16 protein-coding genes and 1 other RNA gene are annotated in these 19,571 nt (G+C 39.5%); 13 read left to right on the top strand and 4 right to left on the bottom strand.

Annotation, left to right across the window (positions count from 1 at the left end):
* Positions 1 to 33: 33 nt before the first annotated feature.
* From gap to JOD18_RS04865, 6 genes are all read left to right on the top strand, one after another.
* Positions 34 to 1,041 (top strand): type I glyceraldehyde-3-phosphate dehydrogenase, encoded by a 1,008-nt coding sequence (gap, locus tag JOD18_RS04890; RefSeq protein WP_204667820.1) that lies wholly within the window; start codon positions 34 to 36, stop codon positions 1,039 to 1,041.
* 141 nt (positions 1,042 to 1,182) lie between these two features.
* Complete coding sequence (locus tag JOD18_RS04885; protein ID WP_204667819.1) at positions 1,183 to 2,364, top strand: phosphoglycerate kinase; 1,182 nt, start codon at positions 1,183 to 1,185, stop codon at positions 2,362 to 2,364.
* Positions 2,365 to 2,382: 18 nt separating this feature from the next.
* Positions 2,383 to 3,141: a triose-phosphate isomerase gene (tpiA, locus tag JOD18_RS04880; protein WP_204667818.1), complete on the top strand. Its 759-nt coding sequence runs from the start codon at positions 2,383 to 2,385 to the stop codon at positions 3,139 to 3,141.
* Entirely contained in the window at positions 3,138 to 4,676 is a 1,539-nt protein-coding gene (gene gpmI, locus JOD18_RS04875) for a 2,3-bisphosphoglycerate-independent phosphoglycerate mutase (RefSeq protein ID WP_204667817.1), read from the top strand. Before tpiA ends, gpmI begins: the two co-directional genes overlap by 4 nt.
* A gap of 26 nt (positions 4,677 to 4,702) precedes the next feature.
* On the top strand, positions 4,703 to 5,989 hold the full coding sequence (eno, locus tag JOD18_RS04870) for a phosphopyruvate hydratase (protein WP_204667816.1): 1,287 nt from the start codon (positions 4,703 to 4,705) through the stop codon (positions 5,987 to 5,989).
* 648 nt (positions 5,990 to 6,637) lie between these two features.
* Complete coding sequence (locus tag JOD18_RS04865) at positions 6,638 to 6,952, top strand: CHY zinc finger protein (RefSeq protein ID WP_204667815.1); 315 nt, start codon at positions 6,638 to 6,640, stop codon at positions 6,950 to 6,952.
* A 54-nt stretch (positions 6,953 to 7,006) separates the two neighbouring features.
* On the opposite strand, the gene ptsP is transcribed toward JOD18_RS04865, so the two are convergent.
* The 3 genes from ptsP to JOD18_RS04850 form a co-directional block, all read right to left on the bottom strand.
* A complete protein-coding gene (ptsP, locus tag JOD18_RS04860) occupies positions 7,007 to 8,722 on the bottom strand; it encodes a phosphoenolpyruvate--protein phosphotransferase (protein ID WP_204667814.1) in 1,716 nt (571 codons plus the stop codon).
* Between the two features lie 7 nt (positions 8,723 to 8,729).
* A complete protein-coding gene (locus JOD18_RS04855; RefSeq protein WP_204667813.1) occupies positions 8,730 to 8,999 on the bottom strand; it encodes a phosphocarrier protein HPr in 270 nt (89 codons plus the stop codon).
* 106 nt (positions 9,000 to 9,105) lie between these two features.
* Entirely contained in the window at positions 9,106 to 10,056 is a 951-nt protein-coding gene (locus JOD18_RS04850; protein ID WP_204667812.1) for an alpha/beta hydrolase, read from the bottom strand.
* A 230-nt stretch (positions 10,057 to 10,286) separates the two neighbouring features.
* Here JOD18_RS04850 and secG point away from each other — a divergent pair, with 230 nt between their 5' ends.
* The 5 genes from secG (at position 10,287) to ssrA (ending at position 14,825) form a co-directional block, all read left to right on the top strand.
* Entirely contained in the window at positions 10,287 to 10,517 is a 231-nt protein-coding gene (secG, locus tag JOD18_RS04845) for a preprotein translocase subunit SecG (RefSeq protein WP_204667811.1), read from the top strand.
* Between the two features lie 153 nt (positions 10,518 to 10,670).
* Complete coding sequence (locus tag JOD18_RS04840; protein ID WP_204667810.1) at positions 10,671 to 11,411, top strand: alpha/beta hydrolase; 741 nt, start codon at positions 10,671 to 10,673, stop codon at positions 11,409 to 11,411.
* 38 nt (positions 11,412 to 11,449) lie between these two features.
* Positions 11,450 to 13,738 carry a ribonuclease R gene (rnr, locus tag JOD18_RS04835; protein WP_204667809.1) on the top strand — a complete coding sequence of 763 codons (2,289 nt, stop codon included), beginning with the start codon at positions 11,450 to 11,452 and terminating at the stop codon, positions 13,736 to 13,738.
* 147 nt (positions 13,739 to 13,885) lie between these two features.
* Positions 13,886 to 14,350: an SsrA-binding protein SmpB gene (gene smpB / locus JOD18_RS04830; protein ID WP_204667808.1), complete on the top strand. Its 465-nt coding sequence runs from the start codon at positions 13,886 to 13,888 to the stop codon at positions 14,348 to 14,350.
* A gap of 134 nt (positions 14,351 to 14,484) precedes the next feature.
* Positions 14,485 to 14,825: a transfer-messenger RNA gene (gene ssrA / locus JOD18_RS04825) on the top strand.
* Positions 14,826 to 15,441: 616 nt separating this feature from the next.
* Here the strand turns inward: ssrA and JOD18_RS04820 are convergent.
* Positions 15,442 to 15,849 carry an LAGLIDADG family homing endonuclease gene (locus tag JOD18_RS04820; protein WP_338029490.1) on the bottom strand — a complete coding sequence of 136 codons (408 nt, stop codon included), beginning with the start codon at positions 15,847 to 15,849 and terminating at the stop codon, positions 15,442 to 15,444.
* A 272-nt stretch (positions 15,850 to 16,121) separates the two neighbouring features.
* Between JOD18_RS04820 and JOD18_RS04815 the strand changes: the two genes are divergently transcribed.
* Positions 16,122 to 17,885: a cache domain-containing sensor histidine kinase gene (locus JOD18_RS04815; protein ID WP_204667807.1), complete on the top strand. Its 1,764-nt coding sequence runs from the start codon at positions 16,122 to 16,124 to the stop codon at positions 17,883 to 17,885.
* Positions 17,885 to 19,396 (top strand): response regulator transcription factor, encoded by a 1,512-nt coding sequence (locus tag JOD18_RS04810; protein ID WP_204667806.1) that lies wholly within the window; start codon positions 17,885 to 17,887, stop codon positions 19,394 to 19,396. The genes JOD18_RS04815 and JOD18_RS04810 overlap by 1 nt, the downstream gene beginning before the upstream one ends.
* Positions 19,397 to 19,571: the final 175 nt, after the last annotated feature.

Below are 19,571 nucleotides of genomic sequence, written 5' to 3'. Positions count from 1 at the left end.
ATTATAAGCACAATTTTAAGGAGGAATTTTAGCATGGCAGTAAAAATTGGTATTAATGGTTTTGGCCGTATTGGCCGTAACGTTTTTCGTCAAGCTCTAAACAATGATGAGGTAGAAGTAGTTGCAGTAAACGATTTAACAGATGCTAATATGCTTGCTCACTTACTTAAGTATGATTCTGTTCACGGAAAATTAGCAGAAGAAGTTTCCGTAAATGGAAATAGCCTTGTTGTAGGTGGAAAAGAAATCAAAGTACTTTCTGAACGTGACCCAGCTAACCTTGCATGGGGAGATTTAGGTGTAGAAGTAGCAGTAGAGTCTACTGGTATCTTTACTAAGCGTGATGCAGCTGCTAAACACTTAGAAGCTGGAGCAAAAAAAGTAATCATCTCTGCTCCTGCTACTGATGAAGATATTACAGTGGTAATGGGTGTTAACGAAGACAAATATGATCCAGCAAACCATCATGTAATCTCTAATGCATCTTGTACAACTAACTGTTTAGCTCCTTATGCAAAAGTATTAAATGACAAATTCGGTCTTAAGCGTGGTATGATGACTACGATCCACTCATACACTAATGATCAGCAAATCTTAGATTTACCACACAAAGACTATCGTCGTGCACGTGCTGCTTCTGAGAATATCATCCCAACAACTACTGGTGCAGCGAAAGCAGTATCTTTAGTATTACCTGAATTAGAAGGTAAATTGAATGGTATGGCAATGCGTGTTCCTACTCCAGACGGTTCTTTAGTAGATTTAGTTGCTGAATTAGACAAAGACGTAACAGTAGAAGAAGTAAATGGCGCGTTAAAAGAAGCGGCAGAAGGTCACTTGAAAGGTATCTTAGGATATTCTGATGAGCCATTAGTTTCAGTTGACTATATTGGAAACACAAACTCTTCTACTATTGATGCTCTTTCTACAATGGTAATGGAAGGCAACATGGTAAAAGTAGTTTCTTGGTATGACAACGAAATGGGTTACTCTTCACGTGTGGTAGACTTAGCTGCATACCTTAAAAAACAAGGACTATAAGAAAAGACCAACGGGAGGGGGATCAATCCTCCTTCCGTTTTCACTTATTGAGTAGCTTCCGTGCCGCTGCAATCCAGCCTTTACTTGCAGAGGCTGTGAAGCTTCTCATTTCAAAACATGTCCTTAAGGAGGCTCATACACATGAATAAGCAAACAATCAAAGACATTGATGTCAAAGGGAAAAAGGTATTCTGTCGTGTCGATTTCAACGTACCAATGGAAGCTGGAAAAGTAACTGATGACACACGTATCAGAGCTGCATTACCGACAATTCAGTATTTGTCGGAACAAGGGGCGAAAGTGATCTTAGCCAGCCACCTTGGACGCCCAGGCGGCGAAGTAGTCGAAGAATTGCGTATGGACGCTGTTGCTAAGCGTTTAAGCGACCTCAGCGGTAAAGCTGTTATCAAAACAGATCAAGTTTATGGCGATGAAGTAAATCAAGCGGTTAGTCAATTAGAAGATGGCGACTTATTGTTGATTGAAAATGTTCGTTTCGAACCAGGTGAGACAAAGAATGATCCTGAATTAGCGAAACAATTTGCCAGCTTGGCAGACTATTATGTAAATGATGCCTTTGGTGCGGCACACCGAGCACATGCTTCAACGGCAGGTATAGCTGAGTATATTCCTTCAGCAGCAGGCTTTCTATTAGAAAAAGAATTGGATGTATTAGGAAAGGCATTGTCTGATCCAGCACGTCCATTCACAGCCATTATTGGCGGTGCAAAGGTGAAAGACAAAATCGGTGTCATTGATAATCTATTAGATAAAGTAGATAATCTAATCATCGGCGGCGGACTTGCATACACCTTTGTGAAGGCTTTAGGGCATGAAATCGGAAAATCATTATTAGAAGAAGACAAAATCGAACTAGCCAAAGATTATATGAAGAAGGCAGAAGAAAAAGGTGTTAATTTTATCATGCCGGAAGATGTTATCGTTGCGGATGACTTCTCTAATGATGCGAATACACAAATCGTCAATATTGATTCGATTCCTGCTGATTTAGAAGCATTGGATATCGGTCCAAAGACTCGTGAAAAATATGCAGAAGTCGTGAAAAACTCTAAGCTTATCATCTGGAATGGTCCGATGGGAGTATTTGAATTAGATACTTTTGCGAATGGTACAAAGGCAGTTGCTGAGGCTTTAGCTAATACAGAAGGTTATTCTGTTATCGGTGGCGGCGATTCTGCAGCAGCAGTTGAAAAATTCCATTATGCAGATCAAATGGATCATATCTCGACAGGTGGCGGTGCTTCCCTTGAATTTATGGAAGGAAAAGAACTGCCAGGCGTTACTGTACTAACAGATAAGTAAGGCAAAGGAGAGAAAGATATGCGTAAAAAAGTAATAGCAGGTAACTGGAAAATGAACAAGCTGCTAGGAGAAGCAGTCGATTTTGTTGAAGACACAAAAAACAAAATTGTTGCAGGAGATCAAGTGGAATCTGTTGTTTGTGCACCATTCCCTTATCTGCCAACTCTAGTAGAGAAAGCGAAAGGAACATATCTACATGTGGCGGCACAGAACATGCACTTTGAAGAAAGTGGAGCATTTACTGGTGAGGTAAGTCCAAGCATGCTGCGCGATATCGGTGTTACCTATGTCGTAATAGGTCACTCTGAACGCCGTGAACTATTTGCAGAAACAGATGAAACAGTGAATAAAAAGGCGCATGCTGCCTTTGCACATGATTTAATTCCGATCATTTGTGTTGGGGAAACATTGGAACAACGTGAAGCAAACGAAACAATGACCGTGGTAGAAGAGCAAGTGAAAGCTGGCTTAACAGGTCTAACTGAAGAACAAGTCAAAGCTACTATTATTGCTTATGAGCCAATTTGGGCCATCGGTACTGGTAAAACAGCTACTTCCGAACAAGCTAATGAGGTTTGCAGTTTTATCCGCAAGGTAATTGCAGAATCTGTATCCGCAGAAGCTGCAGAAGCAGTGCGCATTCAATACGGAGGCAGTGTAAAGCCTGCTAATGTGGACGAGCTGTTAGCACAATCTGATATTGACGGTGCCTTAGTAGGTGGCGCTAGCTTGGAAGCTGATTCTTTCTTACAGTTAGTGGAGGCTGGTGCAAAATGAGTGAAAACAAACTAGCTGCCTTAATTATCTTAGACGGATTTGCCATACGGGATGAAGTAAAAGGTAATGCCGTGAAACAGGCAAATAAACCGAACTTTGACCGCTATTGGAACCAATACCCTACCAATCAATTGACTGCCAGCGGCGAAGCAGTTGGTCTCCCGGATGGTCAGATGGGGAACTCAGAAGTAGGGCACTTAAATATTGGTGCTGGGCGTATTGTGTATCAAAGTTTGACCAGAGTCAATGTGGCGATCAAGGATAAAGAATTCTTTGATAATGAGGTATTAGTAAAAGCTGTTGAACAAGCAAAAGCAGCCGATAAGGCCTTGCATGTATTTGGCTTGCTGTCTGACGGCGGTGTTCACAGTCATATTAATCACCTGTATGCGGTATTGGAATTGGCAGCTAAACGAGGCTTAGATCGAGTCTTTGTTCATGCGTTTTTAGATGGGCGCGATGTTGGTCCGCAAACGGCGGAATTTTATATTAAGCAAGCACAGGACAAAATGAATGAACTGGGTGTAGGCGAGTTTGCTACTCTTTCTGGCCGTTATTATGCGATGGACCGTGATAACCGCTGGGATCGTGTGAAAAAGTCTTATGATGCGATTGCATATGGAGAAGGACCTAAGTATAGCGATCCGTTAGAAGCAGTGCGCGAGTCTTATGCCAATGAGGTGTATGATGAATTTCTTATTCCATGCGTGATTACAGATGAAAATGGACAGCCTAAGGCTACTTTAGAAGATAATGATTCGGTTATTTTCTATAACTTCCGTCCAGATCGTGCGATTCAAATTTCAGCGGCTTTTGCCAATAAGGATTTTCAAGGCTTTGAGCGTGGGGAACATGCTCCGAAAGATCTGTATTTTGTCTGCATGATGAAATATAGTGAAGCGGTGGAAGGTCATATCGCCTATAAGCCGATGAATTTGGAGAATACAGTAGGAGAAGTGCTGGCAAATAATGATTTACAGCAGCTTCGTATTGCTGAGACTGAGAAATATCCGCACGTTACTTTCTTTATGAGTGGCGGGCGCGAAGCGGAATTCCCTGGTGAAAAACGTATTTTGATTGATTCGCCCAAGGTAGCAACCTATGACTTGAAACCTGAGATGAGCGCTTATGAAGTAACGGACGCGTTATTAAATGAGCTAGATAAAGATGAGATCAATGCGATTATCTTAAATTTTGCTAACCCAGATATGGTTGGTCATTCAGGTATGCTGGAGCCGACAGTTAAGGCGATCGAGGCGGTTGACGAATGTTTAGGTAAAATAGTCGATAAAATCATTGAAAAAGGCGGTCATGCCATTATTACGGCAGATCATGGCAACTCAGATGAGGTAATAACAATAGAAGGAAAGCCGATGACAGCTCATACAACCAACCCGGTTCCGGTTATTGTAACCAAGGATGGGATAGAATTGCGTAATGGCGGTATTTTAGCTGATTTGGCACCAACATTGTTAGATTTACTCGACGTAGAAAAACCAGAAGAAATGACAGGCGACAGCCTGATCAAAAAATAAGTATTTGAAAAAGGAGAAGATAGATTATGCCATATATTACAGATGTTTACGCACGTGAAGTATTAGACTCTCGTGGTAACCCAACCGTAGAAGTAGAAATCTTTACAGAATCAGGCGCATTTGGTTCTGCATTAGTACCAAGTGGTGCATCAACTGGTGAACATGAAGCAGTTGAATTGCGCGATGGTGACAAAGACCGTTATTTAGGTAAAGGTGTTTTAAAAGCAGTAGAAAATGTGAATGAAGTGATTGCACCAGAACTTTTAGGTGTAGACGTAACACGTCAAGTAGTAATTGATCAATTATTAATTGAACTTGACGGTACAGAAAACAAAGGGAAATTAGGAGCTAACGCTATTCTTGGTGTATCGATGGCAGCAGCACATGCAGCAGCAGATTACCTTGGTATGCCTTTATATTCCTATTTAGGTGGATTCAATGCTACAACACTTCCAACACCAATGATGAACATTGTTAATGGTGGAGAGCATGCCGATAACAACGTAGATATCCAAGAATTCATGATTATGCCAGTAGGTGCTCCTACATTCCGTGAAGCACTTCGTATGGGAGCTGAAATCTTCCATAGCTTGAAGAAGGTTCTTAGCGGTAAAGGTCATAACACAGGTGTTGGTGATGAAGGTGGTTTCGCACCAAACTTAGAATCAAATGAAGAAGCATTATCTACTATCATTGAAGCAATAGAAGCAGCTGGTTACAAACCAGGTGAAGAAGTGAAGCTTGCGATGGATGTTGCCTCTTCTGAATTCTATGAAGATGGTAAGTACAACTTGAAAGGCGAAGGGGTTGTTCGTACTTCTGAAGAAATGGTTGCATGGTACGAAGAAATGATTAACAAGTATCCAATCATTTCAATCGAAGACGGTTTAGATGAAAACGACTGGGAAGGTCACAAACTTCTTACAGATCGCATCGGCGACCGTGTACAATTAGTAGGTGATGACTTGTTCGTTACCAATACAAAACGTCTTGCCCAAGGTATCGAGCAAGGTGTAGGCAACTCTATCCTTGTTAAAGTAAACCAAATTGGTACACTTACAGAAACCTTTGAAGCGATTGAAATGGCAAAACGCGCTGGTTACACTGCTGTAATCTCGCACCGTTCTGGTGAAACAGAAGATGCAACTATTGCTGATATTGCAGTAGCGACAAACGCTGGTCAAATCAAAACAGGTGCGCCGTCTCGTACCGATCGTGTAGCAAAATACAACCAGTTACTACGTATCGAAGATGAATTGGTTGGTACAGCGAAATATGCTGGTCAAACAGCGTTCTATAACTTGGACAAATAAGTAAAAGTTATTGGGACGATGTCATCAACAAAGTTCTCGTTGGCATCATACCAAACAAAGCATATAACCTCCTATTTATGTACAACCACATAGATAGGAGGTTTTTGTATAAGTAAAGAAAAACTATCATCTGTAGCTACAAATAGGATGAATAATGATGTCTATAATGCAGGTTATGTGAAGTGTCAGGCTTTTTCTATGGGGGGATTTTGAATGTTAGTATGTGCTGAGCCGCGCTTCGGAAATAGGCTGCGCTTTCCGCAGGCTTGGCTCAGTCTCCTCGTCAGCAAAGAACGCTTCCTGTGGGGTCTTCGCACTGCGCTATTCCTGCAGGAGTCTCCACCTATTTCCTACGCTAGGTAAATAGTGCTACAATTATTACAACCGCTAGCAGCATGGGTTCTAGGCACATGAAAAAGCCTGTAATCAAGTGAAAAACTGCAGATAAGCTTTCTTTTGGGGATGTCCATCATGATGCTATTTCTTGCAAGAAGTATAGAACTATTTTCCAGCGCAGGCCAACATGCTGACATACCCACTTCACATAACCTGCATTATTTAGCGTAGTTTTTGCTTGTTCTAGATTATAATGTAGGCTGTTTCCTATGCTATAATAAAAGAAAAAAGCCATAGAGGGGAGAACTATCTATGCCGACTATTTATGGACTTACCGTCGATGAGGAAACACGTTGTGAACATTATCATCAAACAGAAGATGTGATTGCAATTAAATTCAAGTGCTGCAGCAAATATTATCCCTGCTACAAGTGCCACCAAGCTTGTGCAGACCATTCAATGAAACGATGGGGAAAACATGAATTTGACCAATATGCTATTTTGTGCGGAGTATGTAAAACGGAATTAACGATCTATCAGTATTTGAATTCCAATAAATGTCCTGCTTGCGCAGCACCGTTTAATCCAGGCTGTGCCAATCATTATCATCTATATTTTGATCTCTAATAAAAAAACTAGGGTATCGCTGCATAAGCAAGCGATCAGGCCTAGTTTTTACTATTATTGATTTGTTTTTTCACGGATAAATGCTTCTACTTCATCCGCAGTATTCATACTTAGCAGTTGATCCTTATAAGAAGCTAGTTCCTCTTTCGATAGATGTTTGATCTGTGTACGAGCAGGTAAGATGGATGTTGCACTCATACTGAACTCGTCTAGACCTAATCCTAACAGAATTGGAATAGCGATGGAATCGCCTGCCATTTCACCGCACATACCTGCCCATTTGCCTTCTGCATGTGCAGCCTCAATCACGTTATGGACGAGGTTAAGGATAGCTGGATGATATGGCTGGTATAAATAGCTTACACGTTCATTCATTCGGTCAGCTGCTAATGTGTATTGAATTAAATCATTGGTTCCAATACTGAAGAAATCCACTTCTTTAGCGAACTGGCGTGCAATAACAGCGGTAGATGGAATTTCTACCATGATACCAATTTCAATATCATCAGAAACTGCTGTGCCGGCTTGTACTAAATTGTCTTTCTCTTCCAGCAGAATTGCTTTTGCCTGACGGAATTCATCAAGTGTAGCAATCATTGGGAACATAATTTTTAAATTTCCATAAGTGCTGGCACGCAATAGGGCGCGCAGTTGGGTACGGAAGATATCATCGCGTTCCAAGCAAAGACGAATAGCGCGGTATCCCAAGAATGGATTCATCTCTTTCGGTAATTCCAGATAAGTAAGTTCCTTATCACCGCCGATATCTAAAGTACGGACGACAACAGGCTTGTCTTTCATTTGCTCTAAAACAGATTTATAAGCTTCAAACTGCTCATCTTCTGTTGGGAGCTCATTTTTACCCATATATAAGAATTCGGTTCGGTATAGACCTACTCCTTCGCCGCCATTATTTAATACACCGGAAACATCCTCAGGTGTACCAATATTGGCCACTAATTCTACATGTGTACCGTCTTTAGTAACACTCGGTTCATCCTTTAATTTAGCCCATTCATTTTTTTGCTGCTCAAATTCTTCCTGCTTTTGTTGATAAAACTTGATTTCATCTTCTGTCGGGTTGATGATCACTTCGCCATGGATACCATCTACGATAATAACGTCACCCTTGTTAACCTGCTCGGTAACATTTTTCGTTCCTACTACAGCGGGAATTTCTAAAGAACGTGCCATTATGGCAGAATGAGAGGTACGACCGCCAATATTGGTAGTAAAACCTTGCACAAACTGCTTGTTCAGCTGTGCGGTATCAGATGGTGTTAGATCTTCTGCAATCACGATAACTTCCTCATCGATCAAGGCAGGATTAGGGAATGTAACACCTAATAAATGCGCCATTACACGCTTGGTTACATCTTTAATGTCGGCAGCACGTTCTCTCATGTATTCATTGTCCATACTTTCAAACATTTGAATAAACATCTGTGCTGTTTCATCTAAAGCAAACTCCGCATTTACCTTTTCATTCTGAATCTTGTCTTTGATTGGATCAATCAATTCTGGATCACTTAAAACAAGTAAGTGAGCAGAGAAAATCTCGGCATGCTCATCACCTAGTGAGGCTCGGGCATGTTTTTTGATTTTTTCTAATTCAGAAGAAGAAATGGCAAGGGCACTTGTTAGGCGTTCTATTTCCTGATCTGGATGATCAACCTTTGTTTTTTCAAAAGAAAGGTCAGGAATAGCAAGCTTATATGCCTTAGCAATGGCTATTCCATTAGATGCTGCAATACCAGTTAGTGGTGCCATTAATATATTACTCTCCTAGCCCCTCTGATTTGATTACATCAACAATAGCGTCAAGAGCTTCTTGCTCGTCAGAACCGTCAGCAACGATTTTGATTTCTGCTCCTTGTGGAATACCAAGAGACATAACGCCCATAATTGATTTTAAGTTGATAGATTTACCATTATACTCTAAGTTCATATCAGATGAGAAACTACCTGCTTTGTTTACTAACACAGTTGCTGGACGTGCATGTACTCCTGTTTCATCTGTAATTGTTACTGTTCTTTCTACTGCCATAATAAAAAACCTCCTAAGTATGATTTGAATTTTAGATCACTCTACAACCTAATTTTACCCTTGAACATGGTCTAATTTCAAGGAAAATATCAGGGTATCATTGACATTATAAAGATAGAGTCGATTTCTGACAAGACTTTTGTTTGAATATCCATAAAATAATATCTTGAAATACATGATTTTTATCCTTTTCATTCAATATTTCATGTCTGCCCGAATCGTATAATCGATAATCAATGTTCTCCATACCAAGTGATTGATAAAAAGTGACTGCCGTGTGAATACCTTTGCCATATTGACCAACAGGATCATCTTTTCCGCTGATAAATAACATTGGTAAATCTTTACGTATTTGGCTGGCTAAGGATTTAGACTGCATCTTCTCTATTCCTGTATATAGATCATAAAAAAATTGATTGCTGGGAATAAATCCGCACAAAGGGTCGGCTTGGTAACGATTCACTTGCTCCAAATCGGTAGATAACCAATCATTTGCAGTTCTTTTCTCTGTGCGCTTGTTATACCCTGAGAAGCTCAATTTATGCATCAAGGTGCTTTGCTTGTCTTTTCCCTCTACCTTGCCAAGCCACTTTGCCAGCTGTTTCCCAATTGTAAGCAATGTTTTGGACTGAGAGCCAGAACCAACCAAAATGACTCCATCAATTTCATCAGAAGACTCGATAATATAGTTTCTGCTGATAAATGAGCCCATGCTGTGACCAAGGAGGAAGAGAGGCAGCCCTTCCGGATGTTGTGTTTTAATATATTCGGTTATTTCCAGGCAATCATGTACTACTGTCTGAAAACCATCTTCATCAGCAAAAAAGCCAAGCGAGTTTGTTTCTTTACCTGTTTTCCCATGTCCACGGTGGTCATGTCCATAAACGATAATCCCCTGAGAATTGAGAAAAGCGGCAAAATCATGATAACGTTCAATATGTTCCGCCATACCATGGGCAATTTGGACAATGGCTACAGGCTGGCTTGCTGGGAGCCAGGCTTTTAGATATAAGCGGCAGCTATCACGGACAGGGACCCAAAATGAATGTTCAGGCATTACTAATCCTCCTTTTTTATCATGGAACTAAGGAATAAAAAAATCCCCAATGATAGAATTCTCGCTATCGCTGTTTGTTTATGCTGTATTTCTATTATACATGATCAGCAATGGATATTTTTAAGGATTTGCGTGTTCTTTGTCCCTGTATAGTAAAAATGTCTTGCTATTCTATTATTTTTTTGCTACATTGATATTATGTATTTGTACGTTTAAGGGGGGTTTGCAACTTGTTGACTGTTGCAATTACTTTATTAGTTATTGATGCGATTGCCCTAATTGTATTGGTATTACTTCAATCAGGGAAGAGCGCAGGCTTGTCTGGCGCGATTTCTGGTGGTGCTGAACAATTATTTGGTAAGCAAAAGGCTCGTGGGATAGACGCTGTACTTCATCGGGGTACTATCATTACAGGTAGTCTATTCTTTGTCTTGACTTTTGCTATAGCTTATTTAATATAAAAATAAATGAAAATAGCATCAATGAACATCCTTTGCTTATTTGCAAGGGATGTTTTTCATTACAGGAATAGAACGCCAGAACTAATAGGGTTTATTTCTTTCTAAAATAGGTAATAGTTTATAGTAGGTGGTGCAGAAAGGGGAAAGAATGATATGAAGATGAAACAACCGGAACCTTTTATGTTTAAAGGCGGGGAACGTGCGGTATTATTATTACATGGCTTTACAGGACATTCTGCTGACATGCGCATGCTGGGCAGGTTTTTAAATAGTAAAGGTTATACATGTTATGCTCCGATTTATCGCGGACATGGAAAAACACCGGAAGATTTGCTTGATGTTAGTGCTGACCAATGGTGGCACGACGTAGATCAGGCTTACCAATATTTACGGGAACAAGGTTATCAAAAAATAGCCATTGCAGGATTATCACTTGGAGGTGTACTAGCTTTATATCTTGCTTGCAATAATCCTGTGGTTGGTGTCGTTACAATGTGTGCGCCAATGTTTTTTGATAATGAAGAACAGCTGACGATTGGGTTTCGCCAATTTGCAAAAGACTATAAAGAATTAGAAGGCAAGGATAAGGAAACAATAGATCAGGAGATAGAACAACTGGTGATTAACTCTAAAGCGTTGTTTAAGCAAATTGAGTCTTCTATTACAAAGGTGAAAGAAAATGTGGGCATGCTGTATGCACCAACAATGGTCATACAAGCAGAACAAGACGAAATGATTAACCCTGAAAGTGCAAATTACATTTATGATCATGTAGAAACAGATCAGAAAGAAATCAAATGGTATAAACATGCTGGCCATGCAATTACCTTCAGTAAAGAGAAGGATCAGCTGCATGAAGATGTTGCAGCTTTTTTAGAATCATTGGACTGGTAATTGTTATACTAAAGAAATAGAGAGAAAGAGGTGAAAATATGACAACAAATCAAACATTACAACAAAATATTTTGAACTATTTTCAAGAAAATGCGACAAAACCATTATCGATTCATGAACTGGAAGAGATAATGGAAATGGAAGAAACAGAACAATTTACCGAACTAGTTAAGGCACTCAATCACTTAGAGAATTCCGGTGCTTTAATTAGGACAAGGAAGAATCGCTATGGGCTGCCAGAGAAAATGAATTTAATCAAAGGTACTATCCAAATGCATACCAAGGGATTTGCTTTCTTAATCCCAGAGGATGACACAATGGATGATATCTATATAAATCAAGCTGACTTGGCTTCTGCGATGAATGGAGATACGGTATTTGTCCGTGTCGACCGTAGAGATGACCAGGATAAAAGGGCAGAAGGCGTTGTCGTACGTATCATCGAGCGTCATAGTAATGAAGTGATCGGCACATATGATGACAATGGAGCCTTTGGTTTTGTGATTGCCGATGACAAACGGATTCCTCATGATATTTTTGTTCCAAAGGGGGAATCTAAAGGAGCGGTTGATGGTCATAAAGTGATTGTCGAGATCACTAAATATCCAGAAGGTCGTTTAAGTGCAGAGGGACGAGTGATTGAAATCCTTGGTCATAAAAATGATCCCGGTATGGATATTAAGTCAATTATCTATAAAAATGGGATTGCAGTTGATTTTCCTAAAGAGGTATTAGAGCAGGCTGAGAGTATTTCCGAGGAAATAAGCCCAGAAGAGCTGAAAGATCGCCGTGACTTGCGCGAAGAAACGATCGTTACAATTGATGGAGCTGATGCAAAAGACCTTGATGATGCTGTAACAGTTACCAAGTTAGCAAATGGTAATTATAAATTAGGAGTTTATATTGCCGATGTGACTCATTATGTTGCAGAAAACTCACCAATTGATCAAGAGGCCTTTGAAAGAGGTACCAGTGTGTATTTAGTCGACCGTGTGATACCGATGATCCCTCATCGTTTATCCAACGGTATTTGTTCATTAAACCCACAGGTAGATCGTTTAGTGCTTGGCTGTGATATGGAGATTGATGACAAAGGGACAGTGGTTAGTCATGACATTTTTCAAGCTGTTATTAATACGACAGAGCGAATGACTTATAAAGCCGTCAATCAAATTTTGGTTGATCAGGATCAAGAAATGATGGAACGATACGCTGCCTTAGTTCCTATGTTTCGTGAAATGGAAGACTTGGCTTCTGTATTACGCCGGAAACGCTTTGGCAGAGGAGCGATTGATTTTGACTTTAAAGAAGCGCAAGTGCTGGTTGATGAGCAAGGGAAGGCAAAGGATGTAATAATTCGTGAACGTTCAGTAGGAGAACGACTGATTGAAGAATTTATGCTCTGTGCTAATGAAACGATTGCGGAACATTTCCATTGGATGGATGTCCCGTTTATCCATCGGATTCATGAGGATCCTGAGCCGCAGAAGCTGCAGACATTCTTTGAATTTATTGCTAGATTTGGCTATATAGTAAAAGGTACATCTAATGAAATTCATCCTCAGGCATTGCAGCGTGTTCTCGATGAAGTGGCCGGAACGGATGAAGATATGATTATTTCCAAGCTGATGTTAAGATCGATGAAACAAGCGAAATATGATCCACAAAGTGTTGGACATTTCGGTTTGGCGACAGAATTCTACACTCATTTCACATCGCCGATTAGAAGATACCCTGATTTGATCGTTCATCGTTTGATTCGAACCTATTTGATTGAAGGTAGGTTAGATGAACGAACAAGACGGTACTGGAAGGATCGAATGCCTGATATTGCCAAGCACGCGTCAGAGAAAGAACGAGCTGCTGTGGATGCGGAACGGGAAGTAGACGATTTGAAAAAGGCAGAATATATGCTGGATAAGATCGGTGAAGAATATGAAGGTGTCATAAGTTCCGTAACGAATTTTGGTTTATTTGTCGAATTACCGAATACAGTGGAAGGACTTGTCCATGTCAGTTACTTGACAGATGACTACTACCATTTTGATGAGAAGGCTTATGCTATGATTGGTGAAAGGACAGGAAATGTCTTTCAAGTAGGGGATGTTGTAACTGTCAAAGTAGCTCAGGTTAATTTGGATGAACGCGCCGTCGATTTTGAGATCGTTGGCATGAAGCCTAGAAAAGAAAGACCTATCCCAGTTAATCGCAGCAATAAAAATAAACAGGATAAAGGTCAGTTAAAGAAAGTAGCTAAAAAAGCACAAAAATCCAATGGAAAAAGGCCTGCTAAGAAAAAGGGGCAGAAAAAGAAAAAGAGACGCTAATATCTGTGAATCAAGGTATTTATGGCTGCAAGCTCCTGCCTTAAGGGTAGGGGCTTGTCCAGTCATGAGACAGAGAGCAACCTTGACTCGCATGATGGCTGAATATTTGGTACAATAAGTGGTACCGAATAACAGGGGGAAGCGAAGATGGCAAAAGAAAAGGGAAGAGTACTTGCACAAAATAAAAAGGCAAGCCATGATTATTTTATTGAAGAGACATATGAAGCTGGCATTGTCTTACAAGGTACCGAGATTAAATCTATTCGTGCCGGAAGAGTTAATTTAAAGGACAGCTTTGCCACCATTAGACAAGGGGAAGCCTATATCAACAACATGCATATTGCGCCATATGAACAAGGCAATCGATTTAACCATGAGCCGACACGTGCGCGCAAGCTGTTATTACATCGTAAAGAGATCGATAAATTAATTGGTGAGACCAAACAAGCAGGTTATTCACTAATTCCATTGAAAGTTTATATTAAGAATGGCTTTGCGAAGGTTTTGTTAGGTCTTGGTAAAGGAAAGAAAAATTATGATAAGCGTGAAGATTTAAAACAGAAGCAAGCCAAACGGGATATGGACCGTGCTCTCAAGGATCGCTTGAACTAAGTTTTTCCAGTCAGCAATCCTTGAATTATCTGTTTTATATGGTATAATGGTAGTTGTCGTTACAGACATAACAATTGAATAGATGAGCTGACCAGCTTATTCCGTTCATCCTTTTATTTTTGATAAGGGGACGTTACGGATTCGACAGGGGTAGGTCGAGCTCAGGTTGCGCGTCGAGGTTACGGCTCGTAAAACGTTACGCCAATAATAACTGGCAAAGAAAACAATTACTCTTTAGCAGCTGCGTAAGCACTGCCTAAAGGATCCTTCCTGCCATCGCCCATGTGTCAGATAGAAGGGTCTCACTTATCAGTGGGCTACGCTGCGATCCTCCGCCTGGGGATTTAGCAGAAGAGACCAATCAGGCTAGCTACTTGGACGCCTGTTGGTAGGCAGAAGAGCTAGCGAATCACGAATATACCAACTATGCGTGTAGACACCTGAGTGCCGATATCCTTGGACGTGGGTTCGATTAGACAATAGTCGCCTTATGTGGTAACACATAAGTGAAAATTCGGCTTTATCGGTGAAACCTACGTTACCTTCTTGGGTAATAAGGCAATACCGAGCGGTATGTGAAGTAATTCAACAGCCGTGTATCGACTTATAGGCTCCCTTTTATCAGCGGAGTACTAGGATGTGAAGTACTGCTTTCTATTTTCAGAAAGTAAATCTACATTTCGCATAATACGCCGAGGAACCTGATTAGATTACACAGGTTCAAGATATAGTCAGTGCCATGACGAAAGCATGGAACAGCACGTCCCACCGTCTCCACCAATACATAATTGGTGGTTTTTTTTTGAACGAAAAAATCTTGATGGTGATTTTGCCCCATTGTCCCTTTATACGAATGCTTACATAAAAAGTTATCAGATCAGCCTTTCGAAAGATCATTCAGTCATATGCTACTTCTTGTATAAATTGTCGCACGTTTTATTCAGTTAAAATAATGATAAGGTAAGTCGGATTTATGCAATGATAGTAAGAGGTTTTGTGTGTGGAACAGTTGAGTAATCAAATTGAACATAAGCTTTACACAGGTGAAACAAATCTAGATAAAAGCAGAGATTTAATGAGTGATAAATTCTTTATAATTCAAAAAAATGTGTTTCGAACTCCATTTTCTTTAATAACTTTTCCTTTGTATATTTTCCATTTCTTACAGTTACTTCTTCATATTGTTTTAAAATCCATTCTGCACGTTTTTTCTTTTTAGTAATTCTAAGGTAAGGAGAGACTTCTTTCAATATATAGAAAACATCTATTTTGATTTTAATACTATGTATATAAGAATCTTTAAACTTATCTGGCTTATAATTCTTTTTATTAAAGATGTGGCCACCCGTAACGGTTTGGATATATTCTAACAGCTCAAAATCGGTAGAAGCAATAGTGATAGAAGGACGTCTGTGTTCCTTTTCATGCATCCTTGTTAGTGTTATAGTACCTTCACCATCAATTATTCCTGCTAAATAAGCAGCTTCACTAATTTCCACTATGAAAGCTCCTCTCTTTCCTTAATCATTCAATATGCTTTCTCGTGTAAAGGCGTTAAAAATAGATGTTATCATAAATAGTCTATCATAAGTTTAATTCATTGGTAAAACTTCGGTCCCAAGAAAAATCAAGTGCAAGAATTTTAGCTAACTGAAGAATTTATCATGTACTCGACTGGCTCACCCCTAAAAACATCAATTGACCTCCAATTCTTGGCAGTTTATAATGAAGGTCATCAATGAAAACGTTGTCATTTTGAAAGGAGGAGTATATGATTACATATTTAACGGATTTCTTTCTAGACCTCCGCTTGAAATATAAGATGGTGATTTTGACGACTTTAGTGCTGTTATCTTTTAGTGTAGGAGGATTATCGATTCTGCAATATGCCTTTAATCTGTATAATCAAGAAATCTACCGCCAATCAGCTCAAGCGTTACAAGTATCGATGAATTCAATGGAATCCGAATTAAGAAAAATGGAGCAGTTATCCTATCAAATTGCCACAGATCGGTATGTACAATCTTACTTATTAGATATAAATAATACTGAATCTCATTACTATAAGTTTCTTTTTGGCAGTGAATTGAGGAGACATCTGCTGCAAATTGGTGCCCTTAACAAATATGTGCAATCGATCCAAGTATATGACACATCGGATAATGAATATGCCAGCGGAAATATGACCGTTCGCTTGTCAGAAGAAAGAAGAGAAGCATTGAAGGAAGCGGCAAATGAGGCAGAGGGCGGAATCAGTTGGGTTTCTCCTTCAGAAGAGGATGAAAGCGTGACAGCAGTAAGAGGAATTCGTGAATATATCAATTTTTCACTTGAGAATCTAGGTACAATGGGCATTCGAGTTAATATCAGGCAAATGATGGATGAATTAACTAATAATATGGAGGCACAAGGAACTAATTTTTTGATTTTTGACAAACAGGAGTATCAGCTGTTTGCAAGTGAAAATTTTTTCGAGGATTTTAAGCCGTCATCATATATGGAAGGGAAACAAGGATATCAGATTATCAGCTATCAAGGGGAAAAGTACTTCTTTACCTATTCCGAATCTGAAGCAGATCATTTGGACTGGACATATGTCATTATTACCCCATACAGCAGTCTGTTTACGGTTATCACAAAGGCCAGAACGGCAGTGTTTTTGACCTATTCGATCTTATTTATTTTGGTTGTATTTCTAGGTGTTAAATTTACTGGCACAATTGTCAATCCAATTGAAAGTCTGAATAAGAAAATGAAAAAGGTGCAGACGGGTGATTTTAATTATGAAGATGTCGGTATGGAAGTAAGGACCTCCAAAGATGAAGCAGGTCAAATGCATGAGAACTTCAAGAAAATGATGCAGCAAATCAATGATTTAATTATTGAAAACTATAAGAAACAGCTGCTTATTAAAGAATCGGAATTTGAGACTTTACAAGCACAAGTGCATCCGCATTTTCTCTATAATACGTTAGAATCGATTAATTGGTCCGCTCAAATGGCAGGTGAAAAGAAGATAGCACAAATGGCAGAATCATTAGGATATGTGCTGCGTGCGTCTATTAATACAAAAGAAGCCCTGATTTCTTTGAAAGAAGAGCTGGCTATCGTGGATCACTATATCACGATTCAACGATACCGCTTTGAGGAGCGGCTGCAATTTTCAAAGGATATAGAAGAAAAATATCTAACCGTAATGGTACCTAAATTTATAATTCAGCCATTGATTGAAAACTCGATTAAATATGGACTGCAGGAAATTATCGGACCTTGTGCTGTCACTTTATCGGTGCGAGAAGAAGAACAGCAAATAATCATAACGATAGCAGATAACGGACCAGGCATGAATCCAGACTATATTCGTGAAATAGAACAAGGAGAATATACAGCAAAAGGTACAGGGATCGGTATTCGCAATATTAATGAACGCATAAGGATGCTGTTTGGAGAGGAATATGGATTGAAGATAGAAAGTATTATACATCAAGGTACAGTTGTTTCTATTAGATTACCAAGAAAGGATGGAACCATGTAATGTATACCGTGTTATTAGTAGATGATGAACGGATGATTTTGGAGGGGATTTCTTCTATTGTAGATTGGCAAGCGTATGAAACCAACTTAATTGGTAAGGCAATGAATGGAATAGAAGGTTATCAATTTATCAAGGAACAGCAGCCAGATATTGTGATTTCGGATATCACGATGCCAGGATTGGACGGGATTGGTTTAATCAAAAAGGCTCAGGCGGAATTTCCAGAGATCAAGTGGATTTTTCTGTCTGGTTATAATGAGTTCGAGTATGCCAGACAGGCCATGCGCTACGGGGTGAAACATTACCTGTTAAAGCCTTGTAATGAACAACAAATTGCGGAAGCATTGCAAGAGGTCATTCAAGAAATCGATACATCTGAACAAGAAAAGAAATTAAGCATCAAAATGGAATGGCGTGAAATCTTGCAGCAATTATTCAATGGCCACCCTATAACCGAAAATCTATCTGCCAAAGTCCATCAGTTAATGGGTGCCTTGTTTCAAGGAAAAGAATTTGGCTTCTTCATGTTAGTGGCAGAAGATAAGCTAACCTATGAGGAATGTATAGATATCAAACAAGCCGTGGTAAAAGAATTTGGAGAAGAACTGGTGATTGATATCTGTCTAGATAATAAATGGATTACCAGTCTGCCAAGGCATGTGTTAATCAATCATTATATAGCCCATTTTTTATCGACTAATCCAAAAATGCAGGAACATCGCTTTACTGCCATAATCATTAATGATTACAACTTACGTCATAATGGTTCCTTTCCGAATATATACGACCTTGCGGAACAACTTTTTTACCAAGACAGGGGAAGTACAATAGACTACGCCAGTTCCTTTCGTTTTCAAGAAAAAATCCCTGCCGATTTGGAGGTAGACATTGACAAGGTCTTACGTATGTTAAGAAGTGAGAAAACAGTACAATTGTCGACATATTTTCAGGCATTTGTGGAGCAGGCAAAGCAGCAGCGTATATCTCCTAAGTTGGTGAAGGGATATGCCGTGCAGCTGTATCTTATATTAATGAATAAGTATCCGCATGTTACGACAGAAGATCGGGTAGAAGCAATTGAACAGATCGAGAATGATCAATACAGCTCAGAATTATTGGCTTTTTTCACAGAACTGTTTAAACGCTTAATTACTTATTCAAAGACATCGGTTAAATACTCAAAAATAGTACAGCAAATGCTGGCTGTGATTGAAGAGGAATTAAGCAATTCGGAATTATCGTTACAAGGGATAGCCTCTGATCACTTATATATGAATGCTGACTATTTAGGCAAAACATTTAAAGCCGAGGTAGGGCAGGGTTTCTCATCTTATGTAACCAATGCCCGTATTAACAAGGCAGTAGAAATTATTGAGAACGAAAGAGATATCAAGGTATTTGAATTAGCAGAGAAAATAGGTTTCGGCAACAACCCCCAATACTTCAGCCAATTGTTCAAACGGATAAAAGGCAGTACACCATCTGAAATCATTAAGACAAGAGGAGAATAACACAAAGGAAGATCTTTTGACATTAACAGATTAGCTAATGGGTCAATTGTTTAGAAGAAAGAGCGATTAGAGATGGTATAGGATATTTCATACATTCTGTCTTTCCTTTGTCAGAGAGGAGGCAGAATGTATCAGGACAAGTTCTGCTGTTGTAAGTATTGTTTCACTAAAACGT

Source organism: Gracilibacillus alcaliphilus, assembly GCF_016909015.1.
Lineage (GTDB): Bacteria > Bacillota > Bacilli > Bacillales > Amphibacillaceae > Gracilibacillus > Gracilibacillus alcaliphilus.
This window is presented reverse-complemented; position numbering and strand designations above follow the sequence as displayed.

Coding starts and splice junctions, on each gene's coding strand:
- eno (WP_204667816.1), top strand. CDS start 4,703: ATGCCATATATTACAGATGTTTACGCACGTGAAGTATTAGACTCTCGT.
- ptsP (WP_204667814.1), bottom strand. CDS start 8,722: ATGGCACCACTAACTGGTATTGCAGCATCTAATGGAATAGCCATTGCT.
- tpiA (WP_204667818.1), top strand. CDS start 2,383: ATGCGTAAAAAAGTAATAGCAGGTAACTGGAAAATGAACAAGCTGCTA.
- JOD18_RS04840 (WP_204667810.1), top strand. CDS start 10,671: ATGAAGATGAAACAACCGGAACCTTTTATGTTTAAAGGCGGGGAACGT.
- gpmI (WP_204667817.1), top strand. CDS start 3,138: ATGAGTGAAAACAAACTAGCTGCCTTAATTATCTTAGACGGATTTGCC.
- rnr (WP_204667809.1), top strand. CDS start 11,450: ATGACAACAAATCAAACATTACAACAAAATATTTTGAACTATTTTCAA.
- JOD18_RS04865 (WP_204667815.1), top strand. CDS start 6,638: ATGCCGACTATTTATGGACTTACCGTCGATGAGGAAACACGTTGTGAA.
- JOD18_RS04855 (WP_204667813.1), bottom strand. CDS start 8,999: ATGGCAGTAGAAAGAACAGTAACAATTACAGATGAAACAGGAGTACAT.
- JOD18_RS04850 (WP_204667812.1), bottom strand. CDS start 10,056: ATGCCTGAACATTCATTTTGGGTCCCTGTCCGTGATAGCTGCCGCTTA.
- gap (WP_204667820.1), top strand. CDS start 34: ATGGCAGTAAAAATTGGTATTAATGGTTTTGGCCGTATTGGCCGTAAC.
- JOD18_RS04810 (WP_204667806.1), top strand. CDS start 17,885: ATGTATACCGTGTTATTAGTAGATGATGAACGGATGATTTTGGAGGGG.
- JOD18_RS04885 (WP_204667819.1), top strand. CDS start 1,183: ATGAATAAGCAAACAATCAAAGACATTGATGTCAAAGGGAAAAAGGTA.
- JOD18_RS04815 (WP_204667807.1), top strand. CDS start 16,122: ATGATTACATATTTAACGGATTTCTTTCTAGACCTCCGCTTGAAATAT.
- smpB (WP_204667808.1), top strand. CDS start 13,886: ATGGCAAAAGAAAAGGGAAGAGTACTTGCACAAAATAAAAAGGCAAGC.